This window comes from Pseudomonas fluorescens (assembly GCF_000968015.1).
Classification (GTDB): Bacteria; Pseudomonadota; Gammaproteobacteria; order Pseudomonadales; family Pseudomonadaceae; genus Aquipseudomonas; species Aquipseudomonas fluorescens_W.
On sequence record NZ_LACH01000024.1, the window covers coordinates 1 to 18335 of the forward strand.

Below are 18335 nucleotides of genomic sequence, written 5' to 3' on the forward strand. Positions count from 1 at the left end.
ATCGCAGCCTCGTTTCACTCGACAGCTCCTACGTAAAAGCGAAAGCGTGCGATGTCGATAACAAGATTGTCTCCACCACCGGGAGTCGAAATATGCAGCGTTCCATTGCCACCGTGTCCTTGAGCGGTACCCTGCCGGAAAAACTTGAAGCCATCGCCGCCGCCGGTTTCGACGGGGTGGAGATTTTCGAGAACGACCTTCTCTACTACGACGGCAGTCCGCGGGAAATCAAACAGATGTGCGCCGACCTCGGGATCGCGATCACGCTGTTTCAACCCTTCCGGGATTTCGAGGGCTGCCGCCGCGACCGCTTGCCGCGCAACCTGGAGCGGGCCGAGCGCAAGTTCGACCTGATGCAGGAATTGGGTACGGACCTGGTGCTGGTGTGCAGCAACGCTTCGGCCGACTCTATCGGTGACGAACAGATTTTAGTCGACGACTTGCGCCTGCTGGCCGAACACGCCGGTGCTCGTGGTTTGCGGATCGGCTACGAAGCGCTGGCCTGGGGCCGCCACGTGAACACTTATCAACAAGTGTGGAACATCGTCCGTCAGGCCGATCATCCAAACCTCGGCGTGTTGTTGGACAGCTTTCACACGTTGTCGCTCAAGGGTGATCCGAGCGCGATTGCCGAGATTCCCGGCGACAAGATTTTCTTCGTGCAAATGGCCGACGCGCCGATCCTGGCCATGGACGTGCTGGAGTGGAGCCGGCATTTCCGCTGTTTCCCGGGCCAGGGTGAGTTCGATTTGCCGGGTTTCCTCGCGCCGATCATCAAGAGCGGGTACACCGGGCCGTTGTCGCTGGAGATCTTCAACGACGGCTTCCGCGCCGCGCCGCCACGGGCCAATGCCGCCGACGGTTTGCGCTCGTTGCTGTACCTGGAAGAGAAAACCCGCGAACGTCTGGCGCAGGAAGAAACCAAGCCACCGGCGACTGTCGACATTCTGTTCGAGACGCCCAAGGCCAGCGAGTACAACGGCATCGAGTTTCTTGAATTCGCCGTGGACGAAAGCCTTGGCGCCAAGCTGTCCCATTGGCTGGAGCGGCTGGGCTTCGTCAAGGCAGGGCAACACCGTTCCAAGAGCGTGAGCCTGCTGCGTCAGGGTGATATCAACCTGATCCTCAACTCTGAGCCTTACTCGTTCGCCCACAGTTTTTTCGAGGCTCACGGCCCCTCGCTGTGCGCCACCGCCGTGCGGGTCAAGGACAGCGCCAGTGCGCTGGCGCGGGCCGTGGCTTACAAAGGCCAGCCGTATCGCGGACTGGTCGGCCCCAATGAATTGGAGCTCGCCGCAGTGCGCGCACCGGATGGCAGCCTGATTTATCTGGTGGACCAGGACGCCGATGTCTACGGCACCGACTTCCATCTGCAACCCGCCGCGGTGGCCAGTGGCGGCCTCAAGCGCATTGACCATATGGCCATGGCGCTGCCGGCTGACAGCCTCGACAGTTGGGTGCTGTTCTATAAAAGCCTGCTGGATTTCGAAGCCGACGATGAAGTGGTGCTGCCTGATCCGTATGGCCTGGTGAAGAGTCGGGCGCTGCGCAGTCGGGACAGTTCGATCCGCTTGCCGCTGAATATTTCCGAGAACCGCAACACCGCGATCTCACATGCACTGTCGAGTTATCGCGGCTCTGGCGTGCATCACATCGCCTTCGATTGCGACGACATCTTTGCCGAAGTCAGCCGGGCCAAGGAGGCGGGCGTACCGCTGCTGGATATCCCGCTCAATTACTACGATGACCTCGCCGCGCGGTTCGATTTCGATGACGAGTTCCTCAGCGAACTGGCCTATTACAACGTGCTCTACGACCGCGATGCCCAGGGTGGCGAGTTGTTTCATGTGTATACCGAACCGTTCGAAGGGCGCTTCTTCTTCGAGATCATCCAGCGCAAGAACGGCTACGCAGGTTACGGCGCAGCCAACGTCGCGGTGCGACTGGCGGCCATGGCCAAGTCGCGAAGCGGTGCTGTACGTCAGGCAAAGTTGTAGGAAAATCGTAAACACGGAAACAAACCGCTGCCGCGCGGCTTCCTTCACTGTGCGGCGCGGCTCATAATCGCCAACCTGTGCAGTGATGGCCGTGAGCCCGCAATGACGATAACTTCAGAACTCTCCGCCGCGTCCGACGAACCGATTGTCGAGCCGCGCAAGAGTCGCAAGAACAACCCGGAAAAGACCCGCGAGAACATCCTTCAAGAGGCGATTGTCGAGTTCGTCCAGCAGGGGCTTTCCGGCGCTCGCGTCGATGCGATTGCCGAGCGCATCCACACCTCAAAACGCATGATCTATTACTACTTCGGCAGTAAGGAACAGCTCTACGTCGAGGTGCTGGAGAAACTTTACGGCGATATCCGCAGCACCGAAAACCGTCTGCACCTGACCGAACTGGCGCCGGTGGAAGCGATTCGGCGGCTGGTGGAGTTCACTTTCGACCACCATGATCGCAACGTCGATTTTGTGCGGATTGTCAGCATCGAGAACATTCACAACGCTGAATACGTGAAGCGCTCCGATGCGATCAAGGCGATGAACAACACCATCCTCGATTCACTGGGCGAGATTTTGCGTCGTGGTGCTGAGGAAGGTGTGTTCCGAGCCGGGCTCGAGCCGTTGGATGTGCATCTGCTGATCAGCTCGTTCTGCTTCTATCGCGTGTCGAACCGCCATACTTTCGGTGAGATCTTTCAGGTCGACTTGCCGGACGAAAGCATCAAGCAGCGTCATCGAGAGATGATTTGCGAGTCGGTTTTGCGCTATCTGCAGGCCTGATGTGGGGTGAGGGGATTGCCCCCTCACCGCATCCGTTCAGCCATTCATGCTTTGAAAATGCTCGAGCATTCGCTGCGCATCCGGCACCACGCCGCTGAACAACTCAAACGCCTTCACCGCCTGAAACACGGCCATGTTGCCGCCATCCAGCGTGCGGCAACCCAACGCGCGGGCGTTGCGCAGCAGTTCGGTTTCCAGCGGGAAGTAAACGATCTCCGCCACCCACAATTCACCGCGAAGCAATTCCACCGGCACTGGCATGCCCGGCAGTTTCTTCATGCCCATGGGGGTGGTGTTCACCAGGCCGTCAGCCTGGGCCAGGGTGCTCAGCAAGTCATGGCCCGCCACCGCCCGGCCGACGCCGAAATGTTGATTGAGATTGTCCGCCAGGCTCTGGGCACGGCTGAGGTCCACGTCAAAAATGCTCAGCAGCTGTACGCCTTCACTCAATAGGGCATGGGCCACTGCCGCGCCAGCGCCACCGGCCCCCATTTGCACGACACGCTCAAGGGCAACGCCCTTCAAACCACGACGGAAACCCTCGGCGAAGCCCAGGCAATCGGTGTTGTGGCCGATGCGTTTGCCGTCCTTCAGCACGACCGTGTTCACCGCCCCAATGCCTCGAGCTTCTGGTGACAACTCATCGAGCAGCGGGATGATCGTCTGCTTGCACGGAAAGGTGATATTCAGACCAGTGAAGTTCATCCGCTCGGCGGCCATCAACAGGTCGGGCAGGGCGCTGCTGTCGAGTTTCAACTGGTCCAGATCGATCAGGCGATAGAGGTAACGCAAACCCTGGGCATCGCCTTCATGCTCATGCAGCGCCGGGGTACGAGAAGCCTGGATGCCGGCGCCGATCAGTCCGGCCAGTACAGCGTTGGTCTGAGTCACGGCGTTCACCCCTTCAAACGTTGGCTGAAATGCTCCAGCGCCAGGCGATAGCCGTGGCTGCCGAAACCGGCCATCACCGCCGTGGCGATGGCCGACACAAAAGAGTGGTGGCGGAAGGGCTCGCGGGCATGAACGTTGGACAGGTGGACTTCGATCACCGGCAATTCGCTGGCGACCAGGGCATCGCGGATCGCGACCGAGGTGTGGGTCCAGGCGGCCGGGTTGATGACGATCCCGGCGCAACGGCCGCGCGCGGCGTGAATCCAGTCGAGCAGTTCGCCTTCATGATTGGTCTGGCGAAACTCCACCGCCAGGCCGAACTCTTCGGCGGCACGACCGCACAAGGCTGAGATGTCGGCCAGGGTTTCGTGGCCGTAAGTCGCCGGTTCACGGGTGCCGAGCAGGTTCAGATTGGGGCCGTTGAGCACCAGAACGATAGGGGGCATCGGGGTCTCTCCACTTATTGTTTTTGGCATTGGCCGAGGGTTTCAGCCTGTGGAGATAAATTGTACTAGATGGTTAATTTGGTCAATTGAAGAGGCGATTCTCAGGGTTAATGTGTGCGGTGATCGGACGGTTTTAGCTTTTCAGCGGGGCAGATGCTCCACCAGAAAATCGATGAACGCCCTCAAACGCAACGGCATATGGCGAGTTTGCGGGTAGAGCAGGGTGAACGGTCGCGAGCGTCCGCCATACGGCTTGAGCACTTCCACCAACGAACCATCGGCCAATTCGTTTTCGACGATAAAGCGGTATGTCTGGAACAATCCCGCCCCGTGTTTGGCCAGGGTCACGCCGCCCAGTACGTCGTCGGAACAACTGAAATTGCCCTCGGCCAGAATCTCCCGGTGCACGCCATTGTCGTTGAACAGCCAGGCAATCCGCCGACCGCTACTGGGCAATTCGTACTGGATACACTCGTGCTGTTTAAGATCATCCAGCGTTTGTGGAATGCCCGCGTGCTTGAGGTAGTCAGGACTGGCAATCATCACCAGCGCGGCGTCCTCCAGCTGTCGGGCGATCAGGCCGGAATCCGGAATCGCCCGCACGCGGATCGCCATGTCATAGCCTTCGCCGACGAAATCGATGTTGCGATTGCTGATGTGCGACTCGACCTTCACCGCTGGAAAGCGTGCCCGAAAAGCCGGCAACAACGGCAGAATCCGGTGATGGGCATAGGTGGTGGGAATGCTGATGCGCAAGGTGCCGGAAGGCTGTTGCTGCTGACCCATGACCTCACGCTGGGCCTCGACCAATTGCGCCAGCGCCTGGCGACATTCCTCGTAATACCGCCGACCACTGTCGGTCAGTTTGACGCTGCGGGTGGTGCGGGCGAACAACCGCACGCCCAGCCGTTCCTCCATGCGCGACACCGAGCGGCTCACGGCTGCGGGCGTCACGCCAGCCACCAGCGCGGCGGCGGTAAAGCTGCCGGCTTCGGCCGCCAGACAAAACAGCTCGATGCTGCCCAGCTGAAGATCATCGAATTGTCGCTGCATGATTGATTACACCGGGGATCAAATGAAGGGCTGAATTTCGCCACTGTAGATGAATTAAGTCGACACGGATAATTGGGGTTACGCCGGAATGACCACAACCGAGTACCGAAAAAATCAACCTGGATGATCGTGTAGAAAACCAGGAAAGCCGTCCTCGTGACGGCTTTTTATGGCTGCGGTGAAAGGATTGCTTACCAATTTGCGCCGTCATTCGCCGTCCTGATGAAGGCCTTGGCGCTAGGCTCAACGGTGGATGACTGATCGAATGCTCAGCGCCAGTTATCGGATTTTCCAGGGAATGTCGGGGCTTCGGGCTCATTAACCTAACGGATGGGTTAGCATGAGATTATTCAGCTACAAAGGGTTTTCAATGGTGATCATGTTGCGCGATGAGCACTGCCCGCCGCATGCACATGTGGATGCCGGAACCTGGAGTGCGCGCTTCAAATTCAGCTTCTGGCACAACAGTGTCGAGCTGTGGGACGTGGTTCCTCATTCTCGCAGGCCACCTGTGGCGGTGCTGGAAGGGTTGCGTCACGCGCTCGGACAACCCGCTCATTTGCGCCGCGCTCGGCGTATCTGGTGGGACAAGCTGCACACGGTCTGCCTCGATCATCAGATATGGGACTGGCAAACCAGTGAAGTCGTGGTGGTAAAAAGGGTCGCCAGTACGACCTGCATGATTGGCTCGGCTTGCTATGAGCCCGAGACGAACAAGACTCTACTAGCGCTGATGGGCGTTCCGGAGGGCGTGGAGATCGAACTATGAAAACGATAACAGCAAAAATGTTGGTGGATCGGCCCGTAACCGAAGCCGTGCTGGATGAAGCCATCCAGCGTGGCCAGGTGCGCCACAAAGGTGGTCTGCAGGCGACTTCGGTGACCTTTGTGGAACCGTGCCTGGCGGTCAATTTCATTGATGGCAGTGGCGTGCTGTTGCCCGTGCAGCACTATCCGGAGTTCGATGATTTCGACGTCGAGGATTTCGCAGACCTGAAAGTCGGCTTTTCCGGGACAGCCCTTTGCCACGAGGGCAAGGATCTGCAGGTCTCCATCGCCGGTATGATTTCAGCGAGCAAACCGTTGATGGACATGGCCGCCTCGGTAGTCGCCTCGCGTAATGGTCGCCAAAGTAGCGCCGCCAAAGCAGAGGCTGCGCGGGCGAATGGCCGTAAGGGCGGGCGTCCGCGCAAGACAGATATCACCCTTTGAGTGCGCACAAAAAAGCCGTCGTGATGACGGCTGATTTGTTTCTGCCAACGGCAATTACCGCCGGGTCAACAACACCCCGGATTCCATGTGATGGGTCCACGGGAACTGGTCGAACATTGCGCATCGGGTGATGCGATGGGTGTCGTGCAACTGGGCGATGTTGGCCGCCAGGGTTTCAGGGTTGCAGGAGATGTAGAGGATGTTGTCGAAGCGACGGGTCAGCTCGCAGGTGTCCGGATCCATCCCAGCGCGAGGCGGATCGACGAAGACGCTACCGAACTCGTAGCTCTTCAGATCGATACCGTGCAGACGACGGAAAGGACGAACTTCGTTCAGGGCTTCGGTCAGCTCCTCGGCGGACAAGCGCACCAGGGTGACGTTATCCACAGCGTTTTCGCTGAGATTGCTCAACGCGGCATTGACCGACGCCTTGCTGATTTCGGTGGCCAGCACTTTGCGTACGCGCGTCGCGAGCGGCAAGGTGAAGTTGCCGTTACCGCAATACAACTCCAGTAAATCGTCGGAGCGATCACCGAGTGAGTCGTAAGCCCAGTTGAGCATCTTCTGGTTCACGGTGCCGTTGGGCTGGGTGAACGCGCCTTCCGGCTGGCGATAGCTGAAGGTGCGACCGCCGACGTCCATCTGCTCGACCACGTAATCGTGACCGATCACTTCGCGTTTGCCCTTGGAGCGGCCGATGATGCTGACGTTCAGGTCAACTGCCAGTTTCGACGCTGCCGCGTGCCAGTGCTCGTCCAGCGGGCGGTGATAGCACAGCGTGATCATCGCATCGCCAGCCAGGGTGGTCAGGAACTCCACCTGGAACAGCTTGTTGCTCAGGGCCGCACTGGCTTGCCACGCTGCCTTCAGCTGCGGCATCAACTCGTTGATGCGCAGGCTGGCGATCGGGAATTCTTCGATCAGGATCGGCGTGCGTTTGTCTTCCTGGGAAAACATCGCGTAGTGACGCTCGCCGGCTTCGCGCCACAAGCGGAACTCGGCGCGCAGGCGGAAGTTTTTCAGCGGCGAGTCGAACACCGCAGGTTCTGGCGCACCGAACGGGGCCAACAGGTCACGCAGGCGCGTGACCTTCTCTTCGAGCTGAACGGCGTAAGCCTGGGAATCAAAAGTCATGCGTTGAACCAACCCAACTTGATCACGAACAGAATCGACAGAATCACCAGTGCCGAGTTCAGCTCACGGCCGCGGCCGGACAGCAACTTGATCGCGGTCCAGGAGATGAAACCGAAGGCGATGCCGTTGGCGATGGAATAAGTGAACGGCATGGCCAGAGCAGTGACCACGACCGGTGCGGCGACGGTGATGTCGTCCCAGTCTATTTCGGCCAGGCCGGATGTCATCAATACCGCGACGAACAGCAGTGCAGGCGCGGTAGCAAAGGCTGGAACGCTGGCCGCCAATGGCGAGAAAAACAGCGCCAACAGGAACAGAATCGCCACGACAACAGCGGTCAGGCCGGTGCGGCCGCCGGCACTCACGCCGGCTGCGGATTCGATGTAACTGGTGGTGGTCGAAGTGCCCAGCAGCGAACCGGCCATGGCCGCGGTGCTGTCGGCGATCAGGGCGCGACCCATTTTCGGCATGTGGCCATCCTTGCCCATCAGGCCAGCGCGCTTGGCGACGCCGATCAGGGTGCCGGAGTTGTCGAACAGGTCGACGAACAGGAACGCGAAGATCACGCTGACCAGACCAATGTCCAGGGCGCCCTTGATGTCCAGTTGCAGGAAGGTCGGGGCCAGGGACGGTGGCATCGACATGACGCCGCCGAACGGGGTGAAGCCCAATGCGATGGACGCGATGGTCACGACCAGAATGCCGATCAGTACCGCGCCGCGCACGGCGAGCGCTTCGAGCGCCACGATCAGGGCAAAGCCGAGGGTCGCGAGGATCGGGGCTGGTTGTTTCAAATCGCCGAGGCCGACCATGGTGGCCGGGTTGCTGACCACGATGCCCGCGTTATGCAGGGCGATCAGCGCCAGGAACAGGCCGATACCGGCGGCGATCGCCGAACGTAGCGGCAGCGGGATGCTATTGATGATCCATTCGCGGATGCGGAAGATCGACAGCAGGAAAAAGCACACTGCGGAGATGAATACCGCACCCAGCGCCACTTGCCAGGTGTGACCCATGTGCAGGACCACGGTGTAGGTAAAGAAGGCGTTCAAGCCCATGCCCGGCGCGAGAGCGATCGGGTAGTTGGCGATCAGGCCCATCACCGTGGAGCCGATGGCAGCTGCCAGGCACGTGGCGACGAACACCGCGCCCTTGTCCATGCCGGTCTCGCCGAGGATGCTCGGGTTGACGAACAGAATGTAGGCCATGGCCAAAAAGGTCGTGAAGCCCGCCAGAATCTCGGTCCGCACGTTGGTGTTGTGTGCCTTGAGTTGAAACAGCCTTTCCAGCATGTCTGCTCCCCGTGGCGCGCCAGGCGCCGTGAATGTATCGACCTCAACAGCAAAGCACAGACCGCTGCTGGCGCCTGGTAATTTTCTGTGGGTCGGAAAAAGCCGCGCATCATACCAGCAGCGTGGGGCTATGGCTGCTTATGGCTGCGATCGTCGTCGATGTTTTGCGGTAAAGCCAAGTGCGCCATACTGCGCGCTGGTTCTGGGGGTACTTATGTATTGCATGAATAAACGTCTGATTACCGTATTCGCAATGGCGATCGCCTTGTTCCTGGAGGCGCCCACCGCCTCGGCCGCATCGGCGGCGCCACTGAGTCAGGTGAAGGTACTCAAGGTCGAGTCGCCGGGCTGCGGCTTTGAAGACATTGCCCAAGGGCAAGAGCAAACCCGCTGCAATCACAGCGGACCGAACATCAAGGTCTACGTGTTGGAAGTCGGTTATGGTCGTAGCGCGCATGTCGGGCTGGACGGTTTTGAGGTGAACGGCACCCGGACCCCGGTCTGTGCTTTTGATAACGGCAATCTGACCGATTGCACCGTCGGGAAAAAAACCGTCGGCTATCTGTATGTCTTCGATCTGGCGGGTAAACAGGAAGGCACATTCACCTTCAGCAACACGTCGATCAACGCGCCCGGCAATACGCTATCGACGCAGCTTTACATCAAGTAACGGCCGGTTCGAACAAGGGGCAGGAAAGCTGACTACGCTTTAAAGATCATCCAGTGGACTGCGCCCATGACCTTTAGAGCTCTGATTACCCTCGCCGAGGGCATCGATGACCTGCAAGCAGTGACCCTGATCGATGTGCTGCGCCGTGCCAAGGTCGAAGTGGTGGTGGCAAGCATCGAGGCGCGGCGCATGCTCACCTGCGCGCGCGGCACCCGAGTGACGTCCGATGCGATGCTGGTGGATGTGCTGGCCCAGCCGTTCGATCTGATCGTCCTGCCCGGCGGTGCCGTGGGGGCGCAACATCTGGCGGCGCATCAACCCCTGCAACAATTGATCAAGGATCAGGCGGCGGCCGGGCGCCTGTTCGCCGGCATCGCCGAGGCCCCGGCGCTGGCGCTGCAAGCCTTTGGCGTACTGCGTCAGCGACGCATGACCTGCCTGCCATCGGCCAGCCATCAACTGTTGGGGTGCAACTTCGTCGATCAACCGGTGGTGGTCGATGGCAACTGCATCACTGCCCAAGGTTCAGGGGCGACATTGCAATTCGCCCTGACGCTGGTGGAACAACTCTGCGGCAAAGCCAGGCGAGCGGCGGTGGCGGGGGAGTTGGTTGTCTAGAAAGTGTCAGGCGTGAACGGCAATGGGTTCGATGACCGGTTGCTCACGATGCTCCGCTTGCCAAAGATCGTAGTCGGTCTGAATACCTAGCCACATTCTGGCCTTGCCAATTCCAGCCCGCTCCAGGCGTACCGCCAAATCAGGACTGATCGGCGCGTGGCCATGCAGCACTCGCGATAGATGCGGGCGTGCAAATCGCAGGTGCCGGGCCAACTCTGTGACGCTGATGCCAAGTTCAGGCAATACATCCATCAAAAGGGTTTCGCCAGGGTGTGGCGGGTTGTGCATGGGCATGTCCTGCCTCCTGTCAGTGGTAGTCCAGATAGTCAACCAGTTCGATGTCTGAATCGATAAAACGGAAAATAATCGCCAGTTCCCCCGAAACGCTCAGTGACCAATATTCGGTCAACTCTCCCTTGAGTGGGTGCAATCGCCATCCCGGGAGGTCCAGATCGCCAGGTAGCGTGGCGCGATCCATGAACTGAAGCATTCGAGACAGACGCTTCGCATGGTCTGCGCGGATCCCACGAGTCGAACCTGTTTCATAGAAGCCACGAAGGCCTTTGTGCTGAAAGGATTTGATCATGGGATAAGTGTAAGGCGATACATTACACCAGCTGCACTATCTATGTATTGCACCCGCTCGGCAAAAGTGTGATTGGCAACTGCTCTATACCTTCACTTCTTCCACCGGCACATGCATGCGGTCGCGGTTAGCCAGGGTCGGGAACAGTTTGATCCACGCCCCGGTCACCACCAATGTGCCAATACCGCCCATGACCACCGCTGGCACGGTGCCGAACCAATGGGCGGTCAAGCCGGATTCAAACTCGCCCAACTGGTTCGAAGCGCCGATGAACAAACCGTTCACGGCACTGACCCGGCCACGCATTTCATCCGGGGTTTCCAGTTGCACGAAGGAGGCGCGGATCACCATGCTGATCATGTCCGCCGCGCCCAACACCACCAGCACCGCCAGGGAAAACCAGAACGAGGTCGACAGGCCGAACGCAATGGTCGCGACGCCGAACACACCCACTGCGGTAAACATGACCCGTCCGACTTTGCGCTCCACGGCAAATCTCGCCAGGTACAGCGACATCAGCAGCGCACCGACTGCCGGCGCCGAGCGCAACAGGCCCAGGCCCCAGGGGCCGGTCAGCAGAATGTCCTTGGCGAACACCGGCAGCAGCGCCGTCGCGCCACCGAGCAATACCGCAAACAAATCCAGAGAAATCGCCCCGAGAATGTCCGGACGACTGCGAATGAAGCGGATGCCCGCCAGCAGCGAGTCCAGGGTTGCCTTGCCCTTGTTCAGCGGTGTCTGCCGTGCAGGCAGGTTGAGCATCAGCATGCAGGCGATGATGTAGAGGATCACCGTCGGGCCATAGACCCAGACGCTGCCGAAGGCGTAAAGCAACCCACCGAGGGCCGGGGCAACGATAGTCGCCGATTGCTGGGCGGATTGGGCGGCGGCGACGGCGCGGGGGAACAGCGCGCTGGGCACGATGCTCGGCAACAGGGCCTGAGTGGTCGGCATTTCGAAGGAGCGGGCGGCACCGAGCAGGAACGCGAGGATGAAAATCATCTCCCGGGTGACATTGTCGGTCGCGCTACCAATGGCCAGCGACAGGGCGATCAACGCTTGCAGGGACTGACAGATTGCCGCGACCTTGCGCCGGTCATAACGGTCCGCGACATGCCCGGTGTGCAGCATGAACAGCACCCGCGGGGCGAACTCCACCAGACCGACCAGGCCCAGGTCGAGCACATTGCCGGTCAGTAGGTAGAGGTTCCAGCCAATGGCCACCGTGAGCATCTGAAAGCCGGTCTTGAGCGATGGGAGGGTCGAGATTATCACCAAGCTGTAACCAGAAGTTGCAGGGTTGGGAAATTTCGTTAGCTAAACACCGATCTCGAAAACAAGAGACTTACCCTGTGGGAGCGAGCTTGCTCGCGATGGCGGCGTATCAGTCTCTCATCTGTCGCCTGACACACCGCTTCGCGAGCAAGCTCGCTCCCACAGAGGTATGTGTTACTGCTTATGACCAGGCCAGTGAGGCAACCTGTCACGCGGCAAAAGACCACACCGTCCATCGTCAAAAATGGGACTACTCTTTTAACGTTGCTTGATCCAGATCAAGACCGCTCGTGGAATTGATCCGGCGGCCAGATGGCCAGACTCCCTACGTTGTGATGTTAGTAAAAAAAGAACGAATTCAAATTCGCCACACTCCATATCCGTGGGGGCAGTGGGTGTAGGCCAGAAGCCTTCAGCCGGTATTACCTGACAGAGGAAGACTTATGTTCGGTTTGGAGGCACTTGATCTCGCCCGGATTCAGTTCGCGTTCACCATTTCGTTTCACATTCTATTTCCCGCCATCACCATTGGCCTGGCGAGTTACCTGGCGGTGCTCGAAGGCCTGTGGCTGAAAACCCATAACGACACGTACCGCGATCTGTATCACTTCTGGTCGAAGATCTTTGCCGTCAACTTCGGCATGGGCGTGGTCTCCGGGCTCGTCATGGCCTATCAGTTCGGCACCAACTGGAGCCGCTTCTCGGACTTCGCCGGCTCCGTGACCGGGCCGCTGCTGACGTACGAAGTACTCACCGCTTTCTTCCTCGAAGCCGGTTTCCTCGGTGTCATGCTGTTCGGCTGGAACAAGGTCGGGCGCAATCTGCACTTCTTCGCCACGGTCATGGTCGCCATCGGCACACTGATTTCGACCTTCTGGATTCTCGCCTCCAACAGCTGGATGCAGACGCCGCAAGGCTACGAAATCGTCAACGGCCAGGTGATTCCGGTGGACTGGCTGGCGGTAATCTTCAACCCGTCGTTCCCGTACCGCCTGATGCACATGGCGACGGCAGCGTTTGTCGCGACCGCCTTCTTCGTCGGTTCCTCGGCAGCGTGGCATTTGCTGCGCGGCAAGGACAACCCGGCGATCCGCACTATGCTCTCGATGGCCATGTGGATGGCCTTGATCGTGGCCCCGATTCAAGCGGTCATCGGTGACTTCCACGGCCTCAACACGCTTGAGCATCAGCCGGCGAAAATCGCCGCGATCGAAGGTCACTGGGAAAACCACGGCGATGAGCCGACCCCGCTGATCCTGTTTGGCTGGCCGGACATGAAAGAAGAGCGGACCAAATTCGCGGTAGAGATCCCGTACCTGGGCAGCCTGATCCTCACGCACTCGCTGGACAAACAGGTCCCGGCGCTCAAGGAATTTCCGCCTGAAGACCGGCCGAATTCGACCATCGTGTTCTGGTCGTTCCGGATCATGGTGGGTCTGGGCATGCTGATGATCTTCACTGGTTTGTGGAGCCTGTGGCTGCGTAAACGCGACAAGCTCTATACCTCGCGGCCGTTCCTGTACCTGGCGTTGTGGATGGGGCCGTCTGGCCTGATCGCGATCCTCGCCGGTTGGTTCACCACTGAAATCGGCCGTCAGCCGTGGGTCGTCTACGGCCTGATGCGTACGGCGGATGCGTCCTCCAATCACAGCTTCATGCAGATGAGCATCACGTTGATCATGTTCGTCGTGGTCTATTTCGCGCTGTTCGGTGCAGGTCTTGGCTACATGATGCGCCTGGTGCGCAAAGGGCCGAAGATCGACGAAGGCAAGGAAACCAACGACGGTGGTCCTGGCCAGAAACGCACGCCGGCCCGTCCGCTGTCCGCCGCCGATGACAACGGTGACAGCGACCACAGCCCCAGCCTGACCAAGGAGATTTGACTCATGGGTATTGATCTTCCGCTGATCTGGGCCGTGATCATCATCTTCGGCATCATGATGTACGTGGTCATGGACGGTTTCGATTTGGGGATCGGGATTCTCTTCCCGTTCATTCCGGGCAAGACCGATCGTGACGTGATGATGAACACCGTTGCACCGGTCTGGGACGGTAACGAAACCTGGCTGGTGCTGGGCGGCGCGGCGTTGTTCGGTGCATTTCCACTGGCTTACTCGGTGGTGCTCTCGGCGCTGTACCTGCCACTGATTTTCATGCTGATCGGGCTGATCTTCCGCGGTGTGGCGTTTGAGTTCCGCTTCAAGGCCAGGGACGACAAGCGCCATCTCTGGGACAAGGCATTCATCGGTGGTTCGATTGCCGCCACGTTCTTCCAGGGCGTAGCGCTGGGGGCATTTATCGATGGGTTGCCGGTGGTCAATCGGCAGTTTGCCGGTGGCTCACTGGACTGGTTGACGCCGTTCACCCTGTTCTGCGGCGTGGCGCTGGTGGTGGCTTATGCACTGCTCGGTTGCACCTGGCTGATCATGAAGACCGAAGGCAAGTTGCAGGAGCAGATGCATGACCTGGCTCGGCCACTGGCTTTCGTGGTGTTAGCGGTGATCGGTATCGTCAGCATCTGGACCCCGCTGGCCCACGCCGAGATTGCCGCTCGCTGGTTCACCCTGCCGAACCTGTTCTGGTTCCTGCCGGTGCCGATTCTGGTGCTGGTGACCATGTACGGTCTGATCCGTGCGGTGGCTCGCAATGCGCACTACACGCCATTCCTGCTGACGCTGGTGCTGATCTTCCTCGGCTACAGCGGTCTGGGCATCAGCCTGTGGCCGAACATCGTACCGCCGTCGATCTCGATCTGGGACGCCGCCGCACCGCCGCAAAGCCAGGGCTTCATGCTGGTGGGCACGCTGTTCATTATCCCGTTCATCCTGGGTTACACCTTCTGGAGCTACTACGTGTTCCGCGGCAAGGTCACCCACGAAGATGGCTATCACTAGAGCACGCGACAGTGGCGCAGGGCTGATACCTGCGCCATATCTTCAGAGGAGATTGCGGTGAAGGCGGGTAAACATTCCTTGCAGGAAATCGAAGCAGCAGAGAAAAAGCCGCTCTGGCAGCGACTCGGCTGGCTGGCGATGATCTGGGCCGGCAGCGTTGTGGCGCTGTTCATCGCGGCCAGCCTGATGCGCATGTTCATGAATGCCGCGGGCCTGACGACCCACTGATTTTTTGCACCTGATCCCATCCCGTCGCCTTGCGGCACGGATTTACAACCCTCTTGTGCTGGAGGGTTTTTTTTGCCTGGGATTATTTTCGGGCTTTAAGGATCACGAACTTGGGTGTGGCCGCCACTTGCTCGACGCCGCGGAACAACCGCGCGAGTTTGCTGTGATACCCCAGATGACGGTTGCCGACAATGTACAACGCGCCGCCTACCACCAGCGCCTCTCGGGCCTGCTGGAACATGCGCCAGGCCAGGAAGTCGCCGACGACTTGTTGTTGGTGAAACGGTGGATTGCACAACACCACGTCCAGAGACTGAGGTTCCTGACCCGCCAAACCATCACCGGCACGTACAACCACTTCCCGGTCACCGAGCGCCGCGCGCCAGTTTTCGGCTGCCGATTGCACGGCCATGTACGACTCGTCCACGAGCGTGTAGTGGGCCTCGGGGTTTTGCAGGGCGCTGGCGATGGCCAACACCCCGTTGCCACATCCCAGGTCGGCAACCCGCGCTGAGCCGAGGTTCTTTGGCAGGTGCGGCAAAAACGCTCGCGTGCCGATATCCAGCCCTTCGCGGCAGAACACATTGGCGTGATTCAGCAGTTCGATCTCAGGGGCGTCGAGTCGATAACGGGTCGGGTAGGGGGACGTGACAGGCGTTTTGATTTCAGCAGTCGCGATCAACAGCCGAGCCTTCTTCACCGCCAACGAGGCTTGCACCGGCCCGATGTAGCGTTCCAGCAGATCGCCCGCGGCACGGGGCAAATGCTTGATCATCGCCGCAGCAATCACCTGAGCTCCCGGCGCCAGTTGACCCTGCAAACGAATCAGTTGTTCTTCCAGCAAGGCGAGGGTTTTCGGGACCCGGATAAGTACCCGGTCAAAGGGGCCTGAAAAGGCTTCGCTGGCCGGTACGCTTGGCACCGCATCAAACCCCTGGCCGTTACGGATCAGATTTTTTTCCAGTCCCTGAAACGCCAGGAACGAGTCGCCGCTGCTGGTCACTTGAACCTTGCCCGCCAGGCTGGCGGCCAATGCGCCAAAGCTGTCGTTGAGCACCAAAACCCGAGTGTCGGCCGAGGGCTGTTGGTCAGCCAGATGGGTGAGCAGGTATTCGTCAGCGGCATCAAACGCCTGCAGCGGTTCGTTCTGCTGTTCGGGCTGGCGGATCAGGTCGAGTCGGGCGAAGGGTGTTTCGAGCAAGGGCATGAGGCGGGGCTCTGGGTAATCAACGGGGTCATCAACAGGTGTCCCGCGGCCCAAGGGCGTTGTAGCGGGCGTGACCGTCCGAGTGCACTGCGTCGTGAAGGTTCACACGTCAACACTCAAGAAGGACCGCAAATGGTACGTTTTTTTCTTTTGGATTACTTGCAGGTTTTTTGGGTCAGCGTATCGCGCTGCTATTGAGCATACCGTCCTTGGTGGCGGTGATGACTGCGGAAATCTTGTTATTGACCCCCAGTTTCAGAATCGCGCTTTGCACATGAAAATTGACCGTGCGTGCACTGAGATTGAGGATTCTGGCGCTCTCATAGGCAGTCTTGCCATCCGCCGCCAGTTTCAATACATCGATCTCGCGGGGGGACAGATGCGGCACGGGTGGCTTGGTCGATTTCCTGGGCAGTGTCTGTGCGATCAACGCATGCAAGTGGCGCCCGATGAACACTGAAAAACCGAGGTTTTCATACAGCTCAAATGCAGTGATCGGGCAATGGCTTCTGGCCAGGCTCAGAATGCTGCAAACGCCACTGTCCTCGTCATGGACCGATTGTGACCAACCGTGCTGCAAACCTTGTTTTTCAAGCGCGTCCCACAAGCACGGGGTCTTGGAAAAAAGCTCTTCGCTCCAAAGGACAGGCAGCCTGGAGTGATTGCAGTGAGCCACTACTGGGTCTACCGCGCCGAAATTTTTTTGTTCATATTCAATGTTCCAGTCCGTAGGGTAGTTATTGAGCTGGACTGTATTGAAGTGGTCAGTTTTTGTTGGGTATGTTGTTGAAAAGGCGAAATATTTAAAGCCTATATTTTTCGCGAAACGCAGTGAAATCCGGTAGGCAATATCAATCTCCGTTGCCCTTGATAATTGGTTGAGTTGTGATTCCTTCCACCTCTCCATACTGTATCTCCAGATGTGACGTTACATGGGGGTGCCTTTTTGGATCCAATTATATGGCACGAGCCGAGTGTAGGATGTTTCCTATATTTTTGTGAGACTTTTTGGCTGTGTTTGCGATTTTAAGCAAGTATCTGGTTCTAACGTTAGGGAGGGAGTTATTACAATCAGGCTTGGATTTGCGTGTTAACTGGATGGTTAATGTTAAGTTGTATTATGAAGTTAATGTGAATGAGCCCCTGGCTAAAGCCACTACAATTCATCGGTGTTTAAGCCCTCCGGTTTGCGGGACACTGTGGCTATCTGTTGAATGGAGCACCCCATGACCGCCAGCGCAGAAAAATTCACTCGCCAGACCTTGCTCGAGGTCCAGTCGCTGACCCCCAGTCTGTTCACGCTGCGGACCACCCGGGATCCGGGTTTTCGTTTTCGTGCCGGACAATTCGCCAGGCTGGGTGTTACCAAGGCTGACGGCAGCACCGTATGGCGCGCCTATTCCATGGTGTCGTCGCCCTATGACGAGTTCCTCGAATTCTTTTCCATTGTGGTGCCAGGGGGGGAGTTCACCAGTGAGCTGAGTCGGCTGGGAGCCGGCGATACGCTGCTGGTCGAGCGTCAGGCGTTTGGTTACCTGACGCTGGATCGCTTTGTCGACGGCCGTGATCTCTGGTTGTTATCCACAGGCACTGGCCTGGCGCCGTTTCTGTCGATCCTGCAGGACTTCGAGATCTGGGAGAAATTCGAACGAATCATCCTGGTCTACAGTGTGCGCGAAGCCCGGGAGCTGGCTTATCAGGATCTCGTCAGCGGGTTGGCCCAGCGCGACTATTTAGCGGAGTTTGCGCACAAGCTACAGCTCATCACCACTGTCACCCGCGAGCAGCATCCTGGCGCGCTGAGCGGCCGGATCACTGCGCTGATCGAAAATGGCGAGCTGGAGCGGGCGGCTGGCCTGGCGCTGACGGCCGAGCACTCAAGGGTCATGCTCTGCGGCAATCCGCAGATGATCGATGACACGCGCAAATTGCTCAAACAGCGCCACATGCACTTGAGCCTCAGTCGCCGACCCGGGCAAGTGGCGGTGGAAAACTACTGGTAAAAAAACGGCGCCTCAAGGGCGCCGTTTCTTGTGTGCGCCCAGCATGGGC

The 18335-nt window shown here is 58.9% G+C and carries 19 protein-coding genes and 1 pseudogene; 10 read left to right on the forward strand and 10 right to left on the reverse strand.

Features of this window, described 5'->3' with window-relative positions; all coding sequences use genetic code 11:
• Positions 1 to 92: 92 nt before the first annotated feature.
• Together quiC and VD17_RS13150 are read left to right on the forward strand one after the other, a co-directional pair.
• Positions 93 to 1997, forward strand: a complete 1905-nt coding sequence (quiC, locus tag VD17_RS13145) for a 3-dehydroshikimate dehydratase QuiC (protein ID WP_046054198.1) — start codon at positions 93 to 95, stop codon at positions 1995 to 1997.
• 102 nt (positions 1998 to 2099) lie between these two features.
• Positions 2100 to 2777: a TetR/AcrR family transcriptional regulator gene (locus VD17_RS13150; RefSeq protein WP_046054183.1), complete on the forward strand. Its 678-nt coding sequence runs from the start codon at positions 2100 to 2102 to the stop codon at positions 2775 to 2777.
• A 36-nt stretch (positions 2778 to 2813) separates the two neighbouring features.
• On the opposite strand, the gene VD17_RS13155 is transcribed toward VD17_RS13150, so the two are convergent.
• The 3 genes from VD17_RS13155 to VD17_RS13165 form a co-directional block, all read right to left on the reverse strand.
• On the reverse strand, positions 2814 to 3668 hold the full coding sequence (locus VD17_RS13155; protein ID WP_046054199.1) for a shikimate dehydrogenase: 855 nt from the start codon (positions 3666 to 3668) through the stop codon (positions 2814 to 2816).
• Positions 3669 to 3673: 5 nt separating this feature from the next.
• Positions 3674 to 4114 carry a type II 3-dehydroquinate dehydratase gene (gene aroQ / locus VD17_RS13160; protein WP_008084592.1) on the reverse strand — a complete coding sequence of 147 codons (441 nt, stop codon included), beginning with the start codon at positions 4112 to 4114 and terminating at the stop codon, positions 3674 to 3676.
• Positions 4115 to 4255: 141 nt separating this feature from the next.
• Positions 4256 to 5167 carry a LysR family transcriptional regulator gene (locus VD17_RS13165; protein WP_046054184.1) on the reverse strand — a complete coding sequence of 304 codons (912 nt, stop codon included), beginning with the start codon at positions 5165 to 5167 and terminating at the stop codon, positions 4256 to 4258.
• 340 nt (positions 5168 to 5507) lie between these two features.
• Between VD17_RS13165 and VD17_RS13170 the strand changes: the two genes are divergently transcribed.
• Entirely contained in the window at positions 5508 to 5936 is a 429-nt protein-coding gene (locus VD17_RS13170) for a hypothetical protein (RefSeq protein ID WP_046054185.1), read from the forward strand.
• Complete coding sequence (locus tag VD17_RS13175) at positions 5933 to 6379, forward strand: DUF2442 domain-containing protein (RefSeq protein ID WP_046054186.1); 447 nt, start codon at positions 5933 to 5935, stop codon at positions 6377 to 6379. Before VD17_RS13170 ends, VD17_RS13175 begins: the two co-directional genes overlap by 4 nt.
• Before the next feature lie 54 nt (positions 6380 to 6433).
• Here the strand turns inward: VD17_RS13175 and trmA are convergent, their stop codons facing one another.
• A complete protein-coding gene (trmA, locus tag VD17_RS13180; protein WP_046054187.1) occupies positions 6434 to 7513 on the reverse strand; it encodes a tRNA (uridine(54)-C5)-methyltransferase TrmA in 1080 nt (359 codons plus the stop codon).
• A complete protein-coding gene (locus tag VD17_RS13185; RefSeq protein WP_046054188.1) occupies positions 7510 to 8805 on the reverse strand; it encodes an NCS2 family permease in 1296 nt (431 codons plus the stop codon). The genes trmA and VD17_RS13185 overlap by 4 nt, the downstream gene beginning before the upstream one ends.
• A gap of 214 nt (positions 8806 to 9019) precedes the next feature.
• On the opposite strand from VD17_RS13185, the gene VD17_RS13190 reads away from it, so the two are divergent.
• Positions 9020 to 9475 carry a DUF4879 domain-containing protein gene (locus VD17_RS13190; protein ID WP_046054189.1) on the forward strand — a complete coding sequence of 152 codons (456 nt, stop codon included), beginning with the start codon at positions 9020 to 9022 and terminating at the stop codon, positions 9473 to 9475.
• A gap of 66 nt (positions 9476 to 9541) precedes the next feature.
• Positions 9542 to 10093, forward strand: a complete 552-nt coding sequence (locus VD17_RS13195; RefSeq protein ID WP_046054190.1) for a DJ-1 family glyoxalase III — start codon at positions 9542 to 9544, stop codon at positions 10091 to 10093.
• Positions 10094 to 10099: 6 nt separating this feature from the next.
• Here VD17_RS13195 and VD17_RS13200 read toward each other — a convergent pair whose 3' ends face one another.
• From VD17_RS13200 to VD17_RS13210, 3 genes and pseudogenes are all read right to left on the reverse strand, one after another.
• On the reverse strand, positions 10100 to 10387 hold the full coding sequence (locus VD17_RS13200) for a HigA family addiction module antitoxin (protein ID WP_046054191.1): 288 nt from the start codon (positions 10385 to 10387) through the stop codon (positions 10100 to 10102).
• A gap of 13 nt (positions 10388 to 10400) precedes the next feature.
• Positions 10401 to 10679 (reverse strand): type II toxin-antitoxin system RelE/ParE family toxin, encoded by a 279-nt coding sequence (locus VD17_RS13205; RefSeq protein WP_046054192.1) that lies wholly within the window; start codon positions 10677 to 10679, stop codon positions 10401 to 10403.
• Between the two features lie 84 nt (positions 10680 to 10763).
• Positions 10764 to 11924, reverse strand: a pseudogene (locus VD17_RS13210) (MFS transporter); the annotation flags it as partial.
• Between the two features lie 473 nt (positions 11925 to 12397).
• Here VD17_RS13210 and VD17_RS13215 point away from each other — a divergent pair.
• The 3 genes from VD17_RS13215 to VD17_RS31585 are packed head-to-tail and all read left to right on the forward strand — an operon-like array spanning position 12398 to position 15076.
• Entirely contained in the window at positions 12398 to 13837 is a 1440-nt protein-coding gene (locus VD17_RS13215; protein ID WP_046054194.1) for a cytochrome ubiquinol oxidase subunit I, read from the forward strand.
• Positions 13838 to 13840: 3 nt separating this feature from the next.
• Positions 13841 to 14848, forward strand: coding sequence for a cytochrome d ubiquinol oxidase subunit II (cydB, locus tag VD17_RS13220; protein WP_008149156.1), 1008 nt, complete (start codon positions 13841 to 13843; stop codon positions 14846 to 14848).
• Between the two features lie 57 nt (positions 14849 to 14905).
• Entirely contained in the window at positions 14906 to 15076 is a 171-nt protein-coding gene (locus VD17_RS31585; protein WP_080931998.1) for a DUF2474 domain-containing protein, read from the forward strand.
• A gap of 82 nt (positions 15077 to 15158) precedes the next feature.
• Here VD17_RS31585 and VD17_RS13225 read toward each other — a convergent pair whose 3' ends face one another.
• Complete coding sequence (locus tag VD17_RS13225) at positions 15159 to 16283, reverse strand: methyltransferase (protein ID WP_046054195.1); 1125 nt, start codon at positions 16281 to 16283, stop codon at positions 15159 to 15161.
• A gap of 175 nt (positions 16284 to 16458) precedes the next feature.
• A complete protein-coding gene (locus VD17_RS13230) occupies positions 16459 to 17190 on the reverse strand; it encodes a helix-turn-helix transcriptional regulator (protein ID WP_046054196.1) in 732 nt (243 codons plus the stop codon).
• 319 nt (positions 17191 to 17509) lie between these two features.
• Between VD17_RS13230 and VD17_RS13235 the strand changes: the two genes are divergently transcribed.
• Entirely contained in the window at positions 17510 to 18286 is a 777-nt protein-coding gene (locus VD17_RS13235; RefSeq protein ID WP_046054197.1) for a ferredoxin--NADP reductase, read from the forward strand.
• Positions 18287 to 18335: the final 49 nt, after the last annotated feature.

Excerpts from the sequence above, each read along its gene's own strand:
- VD17_RS13200 (WP_046054191.1), bottom strand. The coding sequence starts at position 10,387 with ATGCCCATGCACAACCCGCCACACCCTGGCGAAACCCTTTTGATGGAT.
- VD17_RS13235 (WP_046054197.1), top strand. The coding sequence starts at position 17,510 with ATGACCGCCAGCGCAGAAAAATTCACTCGCCAGACCTTGCTCGAGGTC.
- VD17_RS13165 (WP_046054184.1), bottom strand. The coding sequence starts at position 5,167 with ATGCAGCGACAATTCGATGATCTTCAGCTGGGCAGCATCGAGCTGTTT.
- VD17_RS13215 (WP_046054194.1), top strand. The coding sequence starts at position 12,398 with ATGTTCGGTTTGGAGGCACTTGATCTCGCCCGGATTCAGTTCGCGTTC.
- quiC (WP_046054198.1), top strand. The coding sequence starts at position 93 with ATGCAGCGTTCCATTGCCACCGTGTCCTTGAGCGGTACCCTGCCGGAA.
- VD17_RS13190 (WP_046054189.1), top strand. The coding sequence starts at position 9,020 with ATGTATTGCATGAATAAACGTCTGATTACCGTATTCGCAATGGCGATC.
- aroQ (WP_008084592.1), bottom strand. The coding sequence starts at position 4,114 with ATGCCCCCTATCGTTCTGGTGCTCAACGGCCCCAATCTGAACCTGCTC.
- VD17_RS13175 (WP_046054186.1), top strand. The coding sequence starts at position 5,933 with ATGAAAACGATAACAGCAAAAATGTTGGTGGATCGGCCCGTAACCGAA.
- VD17_RS13195 (WP_046054190.1), top strand. The coding sequence starts at position 9,542 with ATGACCTTTAGAGCTCTGATTACCCTCGCCGAGGGCATCGATGACCTG.
- VD17_RS13170 (WP_046054185.1), top strand. The coding sequence starts at position 5,508 with ATGAGATTATTCAGCTACAAAGGGTTTTCAATGGTGATCATGTTGCGC.
- VD17_RS13185 (WP_046054188.1), bottom strand. The coding sequence starts at position 8,805 with ATGCTGGAAAGGCTGTTTCAACTCAAGGCACACAACACCAACGTGCGG.
- trmA (WP_046054187.1), bottom strand. The coding sequence starts at position 7,513 with ATGACTTTTGATTCCCAGGCTTACGCCGTTCAGCTCGAAGAGAAGGTC.
- cydB (WP_008149156.1), top strand. The coding sequence starts at position 13,841 with ATGGGTATTGATCTTCCGCTGATCTGGGCCGTGATCATCATCTTCGGC.
- VD17_RS13230 (WP_046054196.1), bottom strand. The coding sequence starts at position 17,190 with ATGGAGAGGTGGAAGGAATCACAACTCAACCAATTATCAAGGGCAACG.
- VD17_RS13205 (WP_046054192.1), bottom strand. The coding sequence starts at position 10,679 with ATGATCAAATCCTTTCAGCACAAAGGCCTTCGTGGCTTCTATGAAACA.
- VD17_RS13225 (WP_046054195.1), bottom strand. The coding sequence starts at position 16,283 with ATGCCCTTGCTCGAAACACCCTTCGCCCGACTCGACCTGATCCGCCAG.
- VD17_RS13150 (WP_046054183.1), top strand. The coding sequence starts at position 2,100 with ATGACGATAACTTCAGAACTCTCCGCCGCGTCCGACGAACCGATTGTC.